The organism is Actinomyces sp. Marseille-P3109, from assembly GCF_900323545.1.
Lineage (GTDB): Bacteria > Actinomycetota > Actinomycetes > Actinomycetales > Actinomycetaceae > Actinomyces.
Window position 1 is genome coordinate 2,451,880 of sequence record NZ_OOHN01000008.1, and the last position, 16,095, is coordinate 2,467,974.

The following is a 16,095-nucleotide window of genomic DNA, read 5'->3' on the forward strand; positions in this document are numbered from 1 at the left end:
GTAGGCCGGAGCCGATGATGCGTCAGTGCCACCTGGCCCCAGTCCAGGAGGAGGACAGGAGCCAGGCGGGGCAGGGCGACGCGCGTGGCTACCCGACGGCGGCTGAGGGCTGGACCGGGGGCACGGCGCCTCCGGCCAGGAGCTGGCGGGCGCACAGCCCGGCGACGCACTCCTCGGCCGGGTTGAGGCCGAGCCGGTTGACGTCGATGTGCAGCAGGTCCAGGGCCCGGCGCCCACCGGTGCCAGCCCCCATGGCGCCGATGGCGCGGGCGGCGTCGTCGGCCAACTCGCCCATGGCCCCGGCGGCCCGCCCCCAGGCGGGGATCTCATCGAACTGGAACTCGATGACCTCCAGCAGCTGCTGGACGATCGGTCCCAGGGCGCTGCCGTCGCGCAGGTGCGCGGGCAGACGCGAGCCCCACATCCGCAGGTGGGCGGAGAGCAGCTCGGCCGCGGGCAGCGGCGCGCTCTGGGCCGCCAGCGCCAGGAACCGCGCCGCCAGGGCCGCCCGGGGCACCGATCTCGGGATCTGCCAGATCTGGCGGTCCAGGCACCACCGGCTGGAGACGTAGAAGTGGCGCTCGGCCTCCTCGACGCCGGCCACGCCCCCGTACTTGGCGTACTCGGGGCCGTAGACGCCGAAGGCGATCCCGGGCCGGCTGGCGCCGATGCCACTGGTCATCGGGTCGGAGACAAGGCGCTCGACCGTGCGCACCTCGGCCCGCCGGGCGACGGCGTCGAGCTCGCGCATGCTCTCGTAGGCCTCGTCCAGGACGCCCTGGACGGCCTTGAGTCGCAGCCGGACGTGGTGCCCGCGCAGGTCGACGAAGCGCAGGAAGTGCGCCGAGCGGATATCCCACTGGCCGCGGGCCCGGGCCAGCCACTGGGCGATCTCCGGCAGCAGCTCGTCGGTGTCGTCCCCTCCGGCGCAGTAGATCCGCGCATACAGCCAGCCGACGTCGTCGGCCTGGTTGACCAGCGCCGATCCCCGCTGGCGCACCGAGCTGTGCTGGGCGCGCAGGCTGCCGAAGTCGGCGGCCGCCATCTCCAGGGGCTGGATCCCCGGGATCGAGGCCCCCACCTGCGGGGTGGCGCCTCCCTGCCCGGCCTGGCCGGTCTGCCCGAACCGCTCGGACTGCTCGGAGACCCGGGAGCGCCCGCCGAGCCAGCGCAGGCGCCGGGAGCGGGTGAGCCGGCTGGGCTGGTTGCGCTGCTCGCGCCGGCTGGCCTGGGAGTCGTCGTGCGTGCTCATGCCGTGCCTTCCAGGTTCTTGGGCCACTGCAGCCCCACGAGGTACTCGACCGCCGTGGGCTCACCGTCCTGCGTGAGCCCCAGGGCCTCGCCGCGGGCCGGGAGGGCCTCGACGAAGCTGATGTGCGCGGCGTCGGGATCGATCCACCCCCTAAGGGCCAGCACGGAGACCGGCGAGGTGAGGTCCACGTATCGGGGCTTGTGCTGGTCGAAGGTGGCGCCCTGGGAGGGCATGTGCTGGTGGACGAACACCTCCACCGGCATCCCCCACTGCTTGCGCAGGTCGTCCATGTGCAGCAGGGTCGTCGTCAGGTCGCGGTCCATGAGCGGGGCGATCTGCGCGGCCGGGAAGGTCCAGGACTCGCGGCGCGTCACCAGGCGGCCGGCCACGGCCCGCTCGGAGTGCATGACCTCGTCGGGCAGGGGGCCGTTCAGGTCCCGACGGCGGCTGGTCCAGTGGTCGGCGAACGGGGGCAGCCGGGACCACGGGTCGCTCAGCAGCACCAGCCAGGACAGGTATCCGCCCAGGAGGTACTGCGGGGTCAGGCCCAGGTAGGCCAGCCCCACGGGCCCGGCGTCGTCGGCCAGGAACAGCGTGCTCGTGGCCGGGTCGTGGACGAGCCGCAGGGAGCTGAGGGGGATCGTGTCAGGCGCGCCCGGCTCACCGGGCAGACCCAGCGGGGGCAGGAGCCCGCAGGAGACGGCCTGGCCGGTGTTGCACTCGGTGCTGGCCTGGATCTCCAGGACCCGCTCGGTGCCCCAGGCGGTGCGGATCCGCGAGGCCAGGCGCTCCCGGAAGCCGGACCCCAGGAGCCGGTGGAAGCGGGCCTGCAGCGAGCCATTGGCGTTGGTGAAGGCGTTGACGACGGTCAGTCCCCCGCCGGCGGCATAGGTCTGCGCGTTGGGGGCCACGGGCTGGAGGAAGGCGCCCAGGTGCCGGGGCGAGCCGGAGGCCCCGCCGGACAGGGCGGTGCGCTCCGCGTCGGGCCCGGCGGCGTAGTCGAGCCCGGCGGCGCGCAGCATCTCCTCGTCGCCGTCGGGGGCGTGGGCGAGGGTCATGAAGAAGGCGAGCGGGTCCTTGCACACCCCACCGTTGCCGAACAGCGCGACGAACCGGGTCACCATGAGGTCGTAGATGTGGGAGCGGGCCACCCACGGGTCGGCGAGCTCGCCGAGGGTCCGCACGTCCTGGACGAAGGGGGCTTCGTCAAGCGGGTCGGCCCAGCTGCGAGCGGACTCGCGGTCCTCGTAGAGGAAGCCGCTGGGGCGCTCGCCGAGCTCGCCGTCGGGGAAGACGCGCTCGGCCAGCCGCACGGCGCGGTTGAGGAGCTCGGCGCGAGTGAGCCCGTCGGCGGCGCCGATGGCCTCGTCGAGCCGGGCCAGCCAGGCCAGGTCCTCGCCCCACTGGCGCTGCTGGTCCGGTGAGAGCGTGGCGGCCAGCAGCGGGAAGGGGTTCTCCCCGCGGTACCAGGGCACCCGCGGCACGACGGCGCCCGAGGCCAGCAGCCGCTCCAGGCGCAGGCGCGGGTTGGCGCCGCCCACGCGCTCGCAGGCGTCGCGCACGCTGAGGACGGCGTGCATGCCGCCGCCGGTCAGGGCGTCGTGGGTCTCCTGGAGCCAGCGGGCGGGCTGGACGGTCTCCTGACGGAAGACCATGCCGTTGCCGTACTCGTGCTCGCCGACGATGGTCAGCGCCTCGGCCTCGGGCTCGCTGGGCGGGTACTGGCCGTAAACCCGGGCCGGGCCCGCGCCGGAGGCGGTGACGGCCCGGCGCACGGGGGTCGGCTCGAGGTAGAGGGCGCCGTCGGGTGCCAGGTCCTGGGCGGTGGCGCTCAGGATGCGGTAGGCCAGGTGGGTCGCCACCATGCGGTGGCTGCGCCCGGCGGACGGCTGGCCGGCCTCGTTGACGGTGGTCAGTCCCGAGAAGGGGCTGGTCTTGAGGGCGGCCCGGGTGGCCAGGGTGTAGAGGGTGCGCAGGACGCGGGGGTCCTCGAGTCTGCGGCCGCGGGTGGCCAGGGTGGAGATGAGGGCCGGGGCGGCGATCGCCAGGGCCTCCTGGTAGCCGGGCTCGACGAGTCCGGCCGCCAGCAGCTCGCGGCTGCGGTCCAGGTCGACGTCGACCAGGACGGCCAGGCGCGCGCGGGTCTCCTCCTTGCGGGCCACCAGGGCGTCCCAGCGCTCCAGCAGCGCGCGGAGCTCAGTGGGCAGGGCCGCCAGGACCTCCTCGGACAGGCCGGTGGCTCGCCCCTGGAAGACCCGGCGCTTGGCGCGCAGGACCAGGCGGCGCTCAGTCTTGGCCAGGGTGGGGATGAGCTCGTAGAGCGGGTCGAGCAGCTGGTTCGCGGCGCCGTCGAGCACCTCGTCGAGCCGGCGCAGGTACTCCAGGTTGCCGGTCACGGCGGCGGTGGTCTCGGGAACGGCTCGCGCCGGGAGTCCTCCCAGGCGCACGAGGGTGGGCAGGGCCACGGCGGGCTGAGCCAGGGCCGGGGGCTCCGGTTCCGATGCCGGTACCGGCGCTGGTACGGCGGAAGACGGGGCGGATGGGACGGGCTCCCCGGGGGTCACGGCGGATGTGGAGTGCGGCTGTGGCTGTCGGGAGGGGGAGGCACCGGCGCGGGAGAGAACCGGCTGCGTCATAGGAGGAAACCTTTCAAGAGAACGGACAGCCAGTAGCCTATCCATACAACGCTCATCACGAAGGCCAGGAGACCGAGAAGACTGCACAGAAGCCCGTAGATGAAATAGCCCCAGCGCACCGCGGGCCGCATGACGGCCAGGGCCGGCGGCAGGGGCTGGCGTCTGAGGACACAGCGCAGCACGAACATGGAGCGCCCGCGCAGGTTGACCGAGCCGGTGGCTGCCTCGACCGCGGCGACGCCGTCGGACTGGGTGAGGGGGTTGAGGTTGGTGACGAGCATCGTGAGCTGGAAGGCGCACAGGGTCAGGGCCACCTGGCGCACCGTTCCCGTCGAGGCCCAGGCGACGGCCGCCTCCAGACCGCAGACGACGCCGTCGGAGAAGATGCCGGCCAGGGCCAGCATCGTCAGCCCGCGCCGGGAGCGCACCCGGTAGGAGTCGGTGCGGTCGACGTAGGCGATGGGGATCGCCCAGAACATGAGCGCCACCCCCAGACCTCGGATGGGGGTGCCCAGGTAGCCGGCGACGATGGCGTGCCAGGACTCGTGCAGCAGGATGCTCACCAGCTGGATCGCCACCGCCGTGACGAGGACGAGGACGCCCGGGCGGGGGCCACCGGCCAGGGAGGCCAGGGCCATGGCCCCGGCCGTGTAGCCGCAGGCGGCCAGCGCCAGGAATACCCAGCTGAGCGCGCGGGCCGGCAGACGCTGAAGCAGGGTGACGATCGGGGCGACGATCCGGTGGTACTTGCGGGCGATGATGATGCGGGGCAGCCACCAGCCTCCGCTGCGGCGGGGCTGCTCGACCTTGAGGTGGCGGGCCTGGCGGGGCTGGGCGGTGTGCCGACCGCGGGTGCGTCTGGTGCGGGCGGGGGGGCTCGTGATGCGCCTGGCGCCGGCCTCGTCGATGTCCTGGGGCAGCTGTTCGATGATGGTCGGCAGGGAGCGCACCCCGTCGAACTGGTTGACGATGAAGGCCGCGGCCGCCCCGAGCCGGTGGTACTTGCCCGAGTCGGAGTCGAACAGCATCGGCTGGTTGTCCATCCCGACGATCAGGCTCACGCCGCGGCGCAGGCGCGGGATCGGGCTCGTCGGGGTGCTCGTGCTGCTCATCGCCGTACTCATCACCGTGCTCATCGTGGGCTCTTGGCTCCCTCAGATCGGTTCGCGGTAATCCGGGGTACCGCTAGTGGCGGGCAGGAGACCCCGGTCTCCTGCCCGCCACCATGGGGTCGTCAGCAGGACGTCGTCGACGCGCTGGCGGCGCAGGCCGGGCACGAGGCCGAGGCCGCGCTGGCCGGACAGGACGCGCTGGCGCTGCTGAAGGCGCAACCCAGGGCGTTGCCCTCAGGCAGCTCCTCGACGCCGAAGTCACTGTCGGCGAGGGTGAGATCAATCGCGCTGTTCGTCATATGCTGTTCACCTCCTTCTCTCATACGTCGTGTGGGCAGGAGCAGGGCCCGATCGGGCCCTGGGGGTCCGGCCTGCCGGGGCCGGGCCCCACAACCCCGCGAACGGGGTGGTCTGTGTGGCGCTCTGGCGCGATATGGAGTTCTGGGGCCGTCTCGCCGCCGGCTGGCCGGCGGCGCTCGCGGGTGGTGACCGGGGCTAGCCGGCCACCTGGTCAGGTGGAGTCGTCTGCGGACTGGCGATGGTGACGGCGAACATCTGGTGGCGGCTGACGCCGTCGGAGTCCAGCAGGTGGCGCACCGCCGAGGTGGCGAAGCCGGCGAAGACCGTCCCCACCAGCCCGCGGGCGACGGCGCGCAGGTGCAGCGAGTAGATGAGGGCCGCGCTGCGGCTCATGGTGAAGCGGTAGCCGGACGCCCCGCCCCAGGCGTCGGCCTCATCGAGGTTCGCGGCCACCGAGACGATGGCGCCGGCGCGGGCGAACTCCTTCTGCACCGTCATGCCCTCGATCGCCTCCGCGTCCGGCAGGGGGCGGACGAGGTCGACGCCGTCGAGCCGCACCCGGTAGATGCCCGGCTCGGCACCACTCGGGCGCAGGAGGAGGACGAACGGCTCCAGGGGGCAGGCAGCGGCGTCCTCGCCCCAGGTGCGCGCGTCGTCGGCCAGGGCGTCGCGGATCATGCCCAGGAGGGGCTCGACCGCCAGCGGCTCGGCACCGTAGCTGGTGGAGGACGAGCGGCGCTCGAAGGTCCGGTGCAGCTCGTAGGGGTAGGCCGCCTGGGGTCCGGGCGCGAGCACGTCCGGCTCCAGGCAGGCCAGCGGCGGGCGCGGGCGGCGGGCGGCCAGGCCGTCGGAGGTCGGCTCCCCCGGGCGGGTTCCCGATCCGGCCGAGAAGCCGTTGATGAGCTCGCGCAGGGTCTCGAAGTCAGTGCGCACGGCTGCCTCCCAGGTCGACGACGATGCAGGCCGGTTCGCTGACCGGGTCCGTGCCCAGCTCCCGGGCGATCTGCTGCTCGTCCCAGCGGGCCCGGGCTCGCAGAGGCACCCCCAGAGCGTCGGCGACGAGGCGGATCACCTCGAAGGAGCAGCCGCAGTCCTGCACCGCGATCCGCAGGGCGAAGGAGAAGTACTTGCGGGCCACCTTGTCGACGTTGCCGGTCAGGACAATCCGGGCGCCGACGCCGTCGGGCACCGCCCCCTGCGTTCCGGTCTGCTCGCTGGGGGCGGGGCCGATGAGCGCCAGGGCGTGGTCGCGCTCGATGTAGACGTAGGCGCCCGGAGCCAGCTCTCCGTCGTTCTCCCCTCGTTCGGGAACGAGGACGTAGGCGGTCACCGAGCCGATGTTGCCGCCGGCGGCCGTCCAGCGGCGCAGTTTGGCGCTCAGCGGGGTCTGGGCGGTGTCGGCCTGCTCCCGGCCGATGGGCTCGGCGCCGATCGGCTCGCGCACGCCGACCGACAGCGCCAGGATCGTGGCGAGCTCGCCCAGGGTGGGGCGGGCGACGACGTCGGGCTCGGAGCCGTCATCGGTGAGCGGGTGCACGACGGGCCAGGGCTGGTCCAGACGCTCCAGGTCGGCGGGCGGCAGCGGGGCGCGCGGACAGACCGGCCAGTCGCGGAACTCGCGCTGAAGGCGCAGGTTGGAGGGCTTGTAGTGCTGCTGATGGCCCTTGGAGTCCACGAAGGCCGCCGGCGGGATGGCCACGGACTGCTCGTAGCGGGCCCCCACGGGGGCCGACGGCGCCACCGGCACCGGGGCCTGACCCTGCCCCGCAACGGAGCAGACGGGGCAGCCGGGTCGGGAGACGACCGGGCGGTCGGAGTAGGTGAAGGTGGCCAGGTCCGTGCGCCGGGCGTCCCCGGGCAGGTGGGTGACGGTGGCACGGGCGATGAGCGCGGCCACGGCCCGGGCGGCCAGACCGATGACGATGTCGCGGCGGGCGGCCTCGGGGCGGGGGCCGAGCTCGGGCTCGTCGGCGCTAGCACAGGCCAGGCAGGGTGAGAAGGCCTCGTCGACGTAGGGGCCGACCGTGACCGCCTCCTGCTCGGCGCGCACCCGCAGCAGCGGGATGCCGGCCTCGCGGCAGCGGCGCGCCACCTCCTCCCGGCGGCCCGCGGAGCCCTGGGTCTCGATGAGGACGACGAGCGTGTCCCCCTGGCGGGGTGCGCCGTCGAGCCGCACGTCGGGCAGCGTGGGCTCCAGGGCGGCGACCATCTCGCCGGCCAGCTCGTTGTCCCCGACGACGGCGACCCGGGCGGCGGCCAGGCGGCGGGCGGCGTCCTGCCAGGAGTCGTTGACGCCGGTGGAGTCACCCAGGCGCGAGAGGAACCGCGCCAGCTCAGGCGCCGGGTCACCGGGGACGGGCTCGGTGTCCCCCTCCTCGACGATGCCGCCGGTCCACAGCAGGGAGACGGCCTCGAAGGCGGCCTGCGGGCCGATGCCGGTGACCTCGCCGATCTCGTCGAGGGTGCGGGTGCCGTCGCAGGCCTCGAGCAGGGGACCCATGTGCTCGCGGGCGAAGGCTCCGCCCAGGACCTGGCTCTTGCGGGCCCCGTCGACGATCCAGCCGTCCTCGTCGGGCCGGGCGCGCAGGCCCAGTCGGACCACGGGCCTGCGGGGGATGCGGAACTGCAGGTCGCGGCGAGCGGCGCGGCCGACGTCGCCGGCACGCATGACTGAGCTTGTGGCGTCCCCGGCCATCTCAAGCCACCTCCCCACGGCGATCGGAGTCGTGTGAGGGGCGTCCACCCGTGCGCCGCTCGGGCAGGAGGGCCGCGAGCGCGGGCAGGCCGTCGCGGCGCCCCTCGTAGCGAGTCGAGCAGGTCTCGCAGCGGTCCACGGCCACGGTCCGCGCGCAGGTGGTGACCCCGGAGACGAGGTCGATGGTCCACACCTGGCCGCCGATGTCCGGGACGTCCTCGCCGACGGCGACGCCGTCGGCTCCACCGGCCCCACCGGCTCCCGGAACGGCTGCTCCCCGGCGGTCGAGGGTCTGGAGGGCCAGCGAGATGAGTCCGGCTCCCAGGAGCACGTGGTGGTGGGCGTAGGCCTGCTCCAGCGGGCCGAGCTCGGCGGCGACCTCCGCGGGCATCGGGCGGTAGCCGTGCTGGCGACGGCGTCGGTCGTAGCAGCGGTAGCAGGCGCTGCGGCCGGGCACCACGAGCGGTCCGCAGCGCAGCTCTGTGGGGAAGAGCTCCAGGCCGAGGGAGGGGATGGACCGGGTGAAGGACAGGGTGTCGAGGTCCTCACGCAGGCCGGTCTGATCGGGGTCGGCCACGAGGACGGCGCGGTCGGCGTAGGGGACGTAGGCGCTGACCAGCCCTTGGTCGACCGGCACGACGACGTCGTCCTCACCGGCGAGCCGCCTCACGACGGCGCGCGCGAACCCGCCTTGGGGCAGGTAGGCCGTCACCGGCCCCGTGGGGGCCTGCGGTGCCGGTCCCTGTGCCGGCTGCGTGGCCGGTGCGGGCGTCGTCGTGCTCATGGCGGGTCGGGGCTCCTGGGAGTCGATCGGTGGCATGGCTGATGGAGCGGACGTCGGGGGCATGGTTCAGGCGAAGGGCTGGCGGACGGGGTTGATCCCGGCCTCGTCGTGGACGGTCAGGCCCATCGCCCGGGGCGCCTCGTAGAGACGGGGCGTGGCCAGGTAGCGGGCGTGGTGGCTGAAGGACAGGGGCATGGCCTCGGGGATGAGGGCCTTGATGACGTGCATGCCAACCTGGCGGGCCTCGTCGGTGGTGATGTCGACAACGATCGCCTCGGCACCGGCCCGCTCCAGGTTGGTGACGACCCGTTCGAGCGGGTCAGGACCATCACTGCCGTCAATGCCGGCCGACGACGCCCCCAGGGTGCCGATCTCGTCCAGGGCGTGGACGGGCCGCTCGCCCTCGAGGAGGAAGTCGAAGATGTGGCGCATGGACAGCTCGGCGTCGGCCAGGGCTCCGCCGACCACGGTGAGGTCCTGGCCCTTGATCTCCTGGGCACGGGGGCCGCGGGCGTGGCTGCGCAGGGCGATTCGCAGGGAGGCGAGCTCGCGGTGGATCTTGGCCAGCGCCCGCTGCGGGTCGATGTCGCAGGTGGCGGCGACCACCTGGGCCAGCTCGGGGTCGACCTGGGAGGTCTGGACGGCGTAGAGGGTGGGGACGCCGTAGTCGGTGGTGGCGTCGAACAGGTGGGTCCTCAGCTCGGTGGAGGTGCCGACCCGGTGGTACTCGGCGACCTCCTCGCCCAGGGTGGAGGGGTCGACGGCGACCGCGGGCAGGCGCAGGCGCTGCAGCCAGGTCAGGGCGATGGAGTCGCGCTCGATGACCTCGAGCAGGCCGCCCAGGACCGCCTCGCGCAGGTCGGAGTGCGCGGCCGTGCCGGTGGAGATGGGGTTGACGAACTGCTCGGAGGGGGTGCGTACCGGGAAGTTGAGGTAGACCAGGACGGCCGGGACGAAGACCTCTCGGCCGCGCGTCAGGGACCAGCCGCGCACCCATCGCATCGGGACGCGGGGGTCCGATGCGATGAGCCCGCAGTCGGGGTCCGCCAGCTCGGTGGCCGAGCACGCCGGCCAGCGCTCCGGTCCGATCGCGGCCTCGCCGAGACCGGCGGGGGTGTCCCACACCAGCTCCTCCTCCGTCCATGAGCAGCTGGAGTAGCGTTCCATCGTCTCCACGATCGCGATGTGTCTGGCGCGATCGGCGTCGATGGCCCCGCCGGCCCCGTCGAAGTTGCCCGCCTCGGCACGGTGATTCCAGCTGCGCTGTGACCTCAGCGCCTCAGATGGATCACCCAGAAGACCGGTCCAGATCGCGAAGACCGGTTCTCCGGCCGCTTGGGGCAGCTCGGTGGAACGGGAAACCAGGCCGAAGGGTGACTCGAGGGACGCAGCGCGAGCCAGTGATGGCGCCACACCCTCCTTGAACGCAGAGCGGTACACGGACCCTCCTTCCTGGGAACGACAGAGGAGGCACACTTGGGGGAAGTGCCGTTGGCGAAGAGCCTGCCCGAAGCCGTCAGGCCTTCACATCGGTCTTTGATCTACTGCCCGCTCCGCTGTTTGGATGGCCCCACCCGTCCTTTCGTCGAGACGCATTTCGCGGCGTTTACACGGTTGGCGTCTTTTTTCAGGTAGTTTGTTCACTGTTCCCAGCAGACCGCGACCCCCACCTACCGCGGTCCGCACACATCTGACCAAGGAGACACATGTCTTCCCAGATTCCTCCCGACTGCGTTGGCGTCGCCCTGGTCGACGACGACGCGATGGCCCTGGCCCATCTGGAGTCCTATTTCTCTGGCGTTGAGGACCTCTCCGTCCTCCTAGCAACGCGCTCGACCCACGAGGCCCTGAGATTTGTCCAATCCCACCAGGTTGACGTCCTCATCACCGATGTCCACATGGAGAACATGGACGGCGTGGAAATGACCAGGGAGGTGCTTCGGAGCTCGCCACCCACCCGGGTCATCCTGTTGACCACCATCGACACCGATGAGGACCTCCTCCAGGGGCTGGGGGCGGGGGCCAGCGGCTTCCTGCTCAAGAGCGCCCCGGCCGAGGAGATCACCTCGGCGGTGCGCACGGTCCACTCCGGGGCGAAGGTCGTGGCCCCCACGCCGACGACGCGCCTCATCGACTACGCGCTGGCCTCCGTGCGCGGTGCGGACGGGAGCGTCCACCTCTCGGAGAGGGAGCGCGACGTCCTCCACCTCCTGTGCGAGGGTGCCTCGAACCGCAAGATAGCCTCGCTGCTGACCATTGCTGAGGCGACGGTCAAGTCGCACATCACCGGCCTGTTCCACAAGACGGGCACGACGTCGCGCCTGGAGATGGTGGTGTGGGCCTTCAAGCACGGGTACGCCTCCAACAGCCCCTTCACGATCCCGTCCTCCAGCGCCCCCAGCAGCCCGACGCCGGGCTCGAGCCCCAGCCCCTCAGAGCTCCGCAGCCCCGAGCACTGATGCCCGGCCCCGTCATCCGCCTTCAGCCGGTCAGTATCCGGATGAGGAAGAAGATGATGATGATGAGAACCCACCCCACCACCTTGATCGCGCTCGTGTCGGAGCCCGAGGACGGAGCCGGTCTGCGGCCGGACCGGAGGGAGGGCTGAGTGCCGTACCCCCGGGCCCCGTAAGAGGCGGCAGGAGGTGCGGGCGGCACTGTCGGCTGCGCGCCGCTGTAGCCCTGGGCTCCGCCCGGACGCCAGGGGATGTCCTGCGGGCCGCCGGCATAGGGGCCGCGACGCGGCCCGCCATAGCCTCCCGCAACAGGGCCGGCGGGCCGACCGGGCCCCGGCACCTGGTACCCGGGCTGCGCGTAGCGGCCGGACCGGGCCGCCGGAGGGCCGGGAGGGGCTGACGGCGGAGTCTGCTGAGCCGCTGCACGCGACGTCGTCCGCGGGGACGAGGTGCGTGGGGACGCCGTCCGGGACGCGGCGGTTGCGGAAGCGGTGCGGGCGGCGGCGGTGTGCGCCCTGGCCGTGCGCCGGCCCTGCGACCGTTGCCCGCCGGGGGCACGGCCGGTGGGACGGCCGCCCTCGGCATCTCCGGCGGCCCCGTCGTCGGCGTCACCGTCGCGGCCGCCGTCGTCGAAGAGCGGGGACCCCATGAGCGGGTCGCCCAGGACGGAGCCGAAGGGGTCGTCGCCCAGGCCGATGTCGGAGGGCTCCCAGCCCGTAGGCGCCAGGGACGGGGAGTCGTCAGAGTCGTCGGAGTCGTGAGCGCTGTCCGCCCGCGCCGAATCAGCCTCGACGTTGGGGCGGGCGGAGGCCGCCCCCATCCGGCCGACCCAGGCCCGCAGCTCCGGGGAGCAGCCCGGGTTGTCGACGATGACGCCGCGCAGGTCGGGGCGGTTGCCGGCCAGCACCATGAGCCGGCCTGCTCCCGCCTTCGGGTCCCGGGCGAGCTGGAGATCGGGGTCAACGGGCTTGCCTGCCGTCCCCGTCGTCTCTGTGGCCGTCCCGCGGCCGGCTGACACAGGGGCGGCATTCGCAACGGTGGTCATGGCACGAGCATCCCACGCCGGGCTCCGCCCTGTCCCGGAACCATGCCCACTGGGTCGGTTCGGGCCGCTCCGCCCTCAGGGACTGATGCCACTGATACCCCGGAGGGGTATTTGACTCACCTACCCCCCAGGGGTATGTTCGTTGTCGAACGAGAAGGAGAGACGGAGGAGAGATGGCCGGATACAGCGGGGCCAAGGAGGATCACCTCAAGCGCCTGCGCCGCATCGAGGGACAGGTGCGGGGCATCTCCCGCATGGTTGAGGAGGACACCTACTGCATCGACGTCCTCACCCAGATCTCCGCCGCCACCAAGGCCCTGCGGGCCGTGAGCCTGGGCCTGCTGGAGGATCACATGAGCCACTGCGTCCTGCACGCCGCCCAGGCCGGCGACGAGGAGGGCACGGCCAAGATCCGCGAGGCCTCCGACGCCATCGCCCGGATCGTGCGGTCCTGAGCACCGCGGTCCGGCCGCCCGACCGGACCACCTCGTTCCCGTTCCGATCCATCCATTTTCTTCACATCCCAAGGAGTGAGAGATGACCGAGTTCACCGCTGAAGGCGTCGACCGCACCACCACCCTCAAGGTCTCCGGACTCACCTGCGGCCATTGCGTCGCCCACGTCACCGAGGAGCTCGAGGCGCTCGACGGCGTCAAGGACGTCTCCGTCCTGCTCAACAAGGGCGGGCAGTCCACCGTCACCGTGCTCTCCGATGTCCGCCTCGAGGACACGGCCCTGGCCGAGGCCATCGATGAGGCCGGGGACTACACGCTCGACGCCATCGAGCGCGACGTCCGCGAGGGCTGAGCAGTCCGGCAACCACCCCCACGGCTTGCGGCACGGCACCGACGGAGGGCAGCACAGGAGAGGGAACCGCACTCATGAGCACGTCGACCAGTCGGGCCCGCGTCTCGTCCGGCGCCGCGGCGTCGGATAAGACACCGGGCGAGCAGCTGCGCACCGTCAGCCTCTCCATCGGGGGCATGACCTGCGCCAGCTGCGTGGCCCGGGTGGAGAAGAAGCTGAACAAGCTCGATGGCGTGAGCGCCTCGGTCAACCTCGCCACCGAGTCGGCCCGGGTCACCGCCCCGGGCACGGTGAGTGTCGACGACCTCCTTGCCACTGTCGCACGCGCCGGGTACTCCGGCGCCCTGCTGGGCACCGACACGCCGGAGGAGTCGTCGGCCGGCGAGTCGGCGTCGATGCCGTCGTCGGCATCGGCGTCGGGACCGTCCACGCCGGCCGGTTCGGGCGGCACCGGGCGCAGCACCAAAGGCGGAGGCGGCCGCACGACGCTGTCCATGGCGGCCGCGGCGGCACCTACCGCGGCGGGCACGCCGGCGGTGCCCTCCGGCGGCCCCGCCGGCAGCGCCGGCGGCGTCCACCCCAGCTCTGCTTCCACAGCGTCCGCACCGGCCCTGGGCGCCTCGCATGTGGAGCGGGCCGCCGACCTGCGGCTGCGGCTCGTCTACAGCCTCATCCTGTCGGTGCCGATCATGGCGATCTCCATGGTGCCGGCGCTCCAGATGCCCGGCTGGCAGTGGACAGTGGCGATCATGTCACTGCCGGTGGCGCTCTGGGGGGCGCTGCCCTTCCACCAGGCGGCCTTCCGGGCGCTGCGCCACGGCGCCTTCACCATGGACACGCTCGTGTCCCTCGGGGTCATCGCGGCGACCGGCTGGAGCCTGTGGGCGCTGGTGCTCGGCGGGGCCGGGCACATCGGCATGCGGATGAGCATGGAGCTGCTGCCGCGCGCGCAGGGGCACGCCGCCCACATGTACTTCGAGTCGGCCGCCTGGGTGACCACCTTCCTCCTGGCGGGCCGCTACGCCGAGGCGCGCGCCAAGTACCGCTCCGGTGACGCCCTGCGCGCCCTGCTCGAGCTGGGCGCCAAGGAGGTCACCCGGGTGGTCCTCACCTCGCCGTCGGGCAGCCGCGACGCCATCGACGTCCTGAACGAGGACGGCTCGCCCCGCGCGGAGGCCACCCGCACCGAGGAGCGCATCAGCATCGAGGACCTGGCAGCCGGGGACCTGTTCCTCGTGCGGCCGGGCGAGAAGGTGGCCACCGACGGCGTCGTCGTCGAGGGCCGCTCGGCCGTGGACGCCTCCCTGCTCACCGGCGAGTCCGTGCCCACCGAGGTGGAGGCCGGGCAGGCCGTCACCGGGGCGACCGTCAACACCTCCGGCGCGCTGCTGGTGCGGGCCACGGCCGTGGGCGAGGGGACGATGCTGGCCCGGATCGGCCAGATGGTGACGGCCGCGCAGGCGGGCAAGGCGCCGGTCCAGCGCCTGGCGGACCGGGTCTCGGGAGTGTTCGTGCCGATCGTCCTGGTGCTGTCGGCCGCGACCCTGGCGGGCTGGCTGCTCACCGGGCACAGCCCGCAGGCGGCCTTCACCGCGGCGGTGGCCGTGCTCGTCATCGCCTGCCCCTGCGCGCTGGGGCTGGCCACGCCGACGGCGCTGCTGGTCGGCTCGGGACGGGCGGCCCAGCTCGGCGTGGTCATCAAGGGCCCGGAGGTGCTGGAGTCGACGCGGGCGCTGGACACGATGGTCATGGACAAGACCGGGACGGTCACCCAGGGGCGCATGAGCCTGGACGTCGAGGCCTGCCGCGAGGTGAACGGAGTTCACGGCCCGTCCCCGGACCAGGCCGCGCAGGCCACGGGGACGGCAGGTGCGCCCTCTGACGACGCGGCCGCTGACGCGGACTCGGCGTCGTCCGAGGCCCCGGATGCGGTCGGTGCCGGCCCCGACGTGGACGCCGCCGCGGGCGCCAGCGCAGACGTCGCCGCGGGCCTGTCCCCGCTCGGGGACGAGGTGCTGCGCCTGGCGGGCGCCGTCGAGTCGGCCTCGGAGCACCCGGTGGCCGCGGCGATCACGACGGCCGCCCGCGAGCGCCTGGGCGTCCTGCCGGCACCTGCCGGCTTCTCCAACCACGAGGGCCGGGGCGTGTCGGGAACCGTGGAGGGCCGCCGGGTGGCGGTGGGCCGGCCGGGTTGGCTCACCGGCGAGCTGGGCGTCGAGGTTCCCGAGACTCTGCGCTCCGCCGTGGGGGAGGCTCAGGACTCCGGGGCGACCGCCGTCGTCGTCGCAGTCAGTGAGGCCATCGGTGCGGCCTCGAGCGCCGACGGCGCCGGCGCTGCGGATCCGGACGCGCGGCCGCTGCGGGCGGTGGCGGTCCTCGTGGTGCGCGACACGGTGCGGCCCTCCTCGCGGGCGGCGGTGGCTGCGCTGCGCGAGCTGGGGATCCGGCCGGTGCTGCTGACCGGGGACAACGCCCGGGCCGCCGAGCACGTGGCGGCCCAGGTGGGGATCGACGCCGTCGATGTGCGCGCCGAGGTGCTGCCCGCCGACAAGCGGGACGTCGTCGCCGCGCTGCAGGCCGAGGGTGCGGTCGTGGGCATGGTGGGCGACGGGGTCAACGACGCCGCGGCCCTGGCCCAGGCCGGGACGCGGGGACTGGGACTCGCCATGGGGTCGGGGGCGGACGTGGCCATCGAGGCCGCCGACATCACCCTGGTGCGCACGGACCTGGACGCCGCGGTGGCGGCGGTGCGGGTGTCGCGGGCGACCCTGCGAATCATCCGCCAGAACCTGTTCTGGGCCTTCGCCTACAACGTGGCCGCGATCCCGCTGGCGGTCGCCGGGCTGCTCAATCCGATGATCGCGGGGGCCGCGATGGCCGCCTCCAGCGTCATCGTGGTCACCAACTCCCTGCGCCTGCGCCGCGCCGGCTGACCGACGGGCCAGGGGGCGAGTCGGGACGTCGAGGAGATCCCGACCCGCCCCCTGACCGGGTCCTCATGCGATCAA

The 16,095-nt window shown here is 73.2% G+C and carries 13 protein-coding genes; 4 read left to right on the plus strand and 9 right to left on the minus strand.

Annotated features, from left to right (window positions below; all coding sequences use genetic code 11):
- Window positions 1–88: 88 nt before the first annotated feature.
- The 8 genes from BQ8008_RS10620 to BQ8008_RS10660 form a co-directional block, all read right to left on the minus strand.
- Entirely contained in the window at window positions 89–1,252 is a 1,164-nt protein-coding gene (locus BQ8008_RS10620; RefSeq protein WP_108833969.1) for a thiopeptide-type bacteriocin biosynthesis protein, read from the minus strand.
- Window positions 1,249–3,888 (minus strand): lantibiotic dehydratase, encoded by a 2,640-nt coding sequence (locus BQ8008_RS10625; RefSeq protein ID WP_108833970.1) that lies wholly within the window; start codon window positions 3,886–3,888, stop codon window positions 1,249–1,251. The genes BQ8008_RS10620 and BQ8008_RS10625 overlap by 4 nt, the downstream gene beginning before the upstream one ends.
- Complete coding sequence (locus BQ8008_RS10630; protein WP_108833971.1) at window positions 3,885–5,024, minus strand: PqqD family protein; 1,140 nt, start codon at window positions 5,022–5,024, stop codon at window positions 3,885–3,887. The genes BQ8008_RS10625 and BQ8008_RS10630 overlap by 4 nt, the downstream gene beginning before the upstream one ends.
- Window positions 5,025–5,122: 98 nt before the next feature.
- On the minus strand, window positions 5,123–5,299 hold the full coding sequence (locus tag BQ8008_RS10640) for a thiocillin family RiPP (protein ID WP_108833972.1): 177 nt from the start codon (window positions 5,297–5,299) through the stop codon (window positions 5,123–5,125).
- A gap of 196 nt (window positions 5,300–5,495) precedes the next feature.
- Window positions 5,496–6,233 (minus strand): hypothetical protein, encoded by a 738-nt coding sequence (locus BQ8008_RS10645; RefSeq protein WP_108833973.1) that lies wholly within the window; start codon window positions 6,231–6,233, stop codon window positions 5,496–5,498.
- Window positions 6,223–7,968 (minus strand): TOMM precursor leader peptide-binding protein, encoded by a 1,746-nt coding sequence (locus tag BQ8008_RS10650; protein ID WP_234415359.1) that lies wholly within the window; start codon window positions 7,966–7,968, stop codon window positions 6,223–6,225. Before BQ8008_RS10650 ends, BQ8008_RS10645 begins: the two co-directional genes overlap by 11 nt.
- Before the next feature lie 28 nt (window positions 7,969–7,996).
- Window positions 7,997–8,779 (minus strand): cyclodehydratase, encoded by a 783-nt coding sequence (locus tag BQ8008_RS10655; protein ID WP_108833975.1) that lies wholly within the window; start codon window positions 8,777–8,779, stop codon window positions 7,997–7,999.
- Window positions 8,780–8,845: 66 nt separating this feature from the next.
- Entirely contained in the window at window positions 8,846–10,219 is a 1,374-nt protein-coding gene (locus BQ8008_RS10660) for a YcaO-like family protein (RefSeq protein ID WP_108833976.1), read from the minus strand.
- Between the two features lie 266 nt (window positions 10,220–10,485).
- On the opposite strand from BQ8008_RS10660, the gene BQ8008_RS10665 reads away from it, so the two are divergent.
- Window positions 10,486–11,238, plus strand: a complete 753-nt coding sequence (locus tag BQ8008_RS10665) for a response regulator transcription factor (RefSeq protein WP_108833977.1) — start codon at window positions 10,486–10,488, stop codon at window positions 11,236–11,238.
- 22 nt (window positions 11,239–11,260) lie between these two features.
- Here the strand turns inward: BQ8008_RS10665 and BQ8008_RS10670 are convergent, their stop codons facing one another.
- Window positions 11,261–12,280, minus strand: a complete 1,020-nt coding sequence (locus tag BQ8008_RS10670; protein WP_108833978.1) for a variant leucine-rich repeat-containing protein — start codon at window positions 12,278–12,280, stop codon at window positions 11,261–11,263.
- Between the two features lie 173 nt (window positions 12,281–12,453).
- Between BQ8008_RS10670 and BQ8008_RS10675 the strand changes: the two genes are divergently transcribed.
- From BQ8008_RS10675 to BQ8008_RS10685, 3 genes are all read left to right on the plus strand, one after another.
- Window positions 12,454–12,735: a metal-sensitive transcriptional regulator gene (locus tag BQ8008_RS10675; protein WP_108833979.1), complete on the plus strand. Its 282-nt coding sequence runs from the start codon at window positions 12,454–12,456 to the stop codon at window positions 12,733–12,735.
- Window positions 12,736–12,817: 82 nt separating this feature from the next.
- Window positions 12,818–13,087 carry a heavy-metal-associated domain-containing protein gene (locus tag BQ8008_RS10680; protein ID WP_108833980.1) on the plus strand — a complete coding sequence of 90 codons (270 nt, stop codon included), beginning with the start codon at window positions 12,818–12,820 and terminating at the stop codon, window positions 13,085–13,087.
- Window positions 13,088–13,161: 74 nt separating this feature from the next.
- A complete protein-coding gene (locus BQ8008_RS10685) occupies window positions 13,162–16,020 on the plus strand; it encodes a heavy metal translocating P-type ATPase (protein WP_234415360.1) in 2,859 nt (952 codons plus the stop codon).
- Window positions 16,021–16,095: the final 75 nt, after the last annotated feature.

Bases quoted from the DNA above. Each gene is read 5' to 3' on its own strand.
- BQ8008_RS10620 (WP_108833969.1), bottom strand. From the start codon at position 1,252: ATGAGCACGCACGACGACTCCCAGGCCAGCCGGCGCGAGCAGCGCAAC.
- BQ8008_RS10625 (WP_108833970.1), bottom strand. From the start codon at position 3,888: ATGACGCAGCCGGTTCTCTCCCGCGCCGGTGCCTCCCCCTCCCGACAG.
- BQ8008_RS10630 (WP_108833971.1), bottom strand. From the start codon at position 5,024: ATGAGCACGGTGATGAGTACGGCGATGAGCAGCACGAGCACCCCGACG.
- BQ8008_RS10640 (WP_108833972.1), bottom strand. From the start codon at position 5,299: ATGACGAACAGCGCGATTGATCTCACCCTCGCCGACAGTGACTTCGGC.
- BQ8008_RS10650 (WP_234415359.1), bottom strand. From the start codon at position 7,968: ATGCGTGCCGGCGACGTCGGCCGCGCCGCTCGCCGCGACCTGCAGTTC.
- BQ8008_RS10655 (WP_108833975.1), bottom strand. From the start codon at position 8,779: ATGAGCACGACGACGCCCGCACCGGCCACGCAGCCGGCACAGGGACCG.
- BQ8008_RS10665 (WP_108833977.1), top strand. From the start codon at position 10,486: ATGTCTTCCCAGATTCCTCCCGACTGCGTTGGCGTCGCCCTGGTCGAC.
- BQ8008_RS10670 (WP_108833978.1), bottom strand. From the start codon at position 12,280: ATGACCACCGTTGCGAATGCCGCCCCTGTGTCAGCCGGCCGCGGGACG.
- BQ8008_RS10675 (WP_108833979.1), top strand. From the start codon at position 12,454: ATGGCCGGATACAGCGGGGCCAAGGAGGATCACCTCAAGCGCCTGCGC.
- BQ8008_RS10680 (WP_108833980.1), top strand. From the start codon at position 12,818: ATGACCGAGTTCACCGCTGAAGGCGTCGACCGCACCACCACCCTCAAG.
- BQ8008_RS10685 (WP_234415360.1), top strand. From the start codon at position 13,162: ATGAGCACGTCGACCAGTCGGGCCCGCGTCTCGTCCGGCGCCGCGGCG.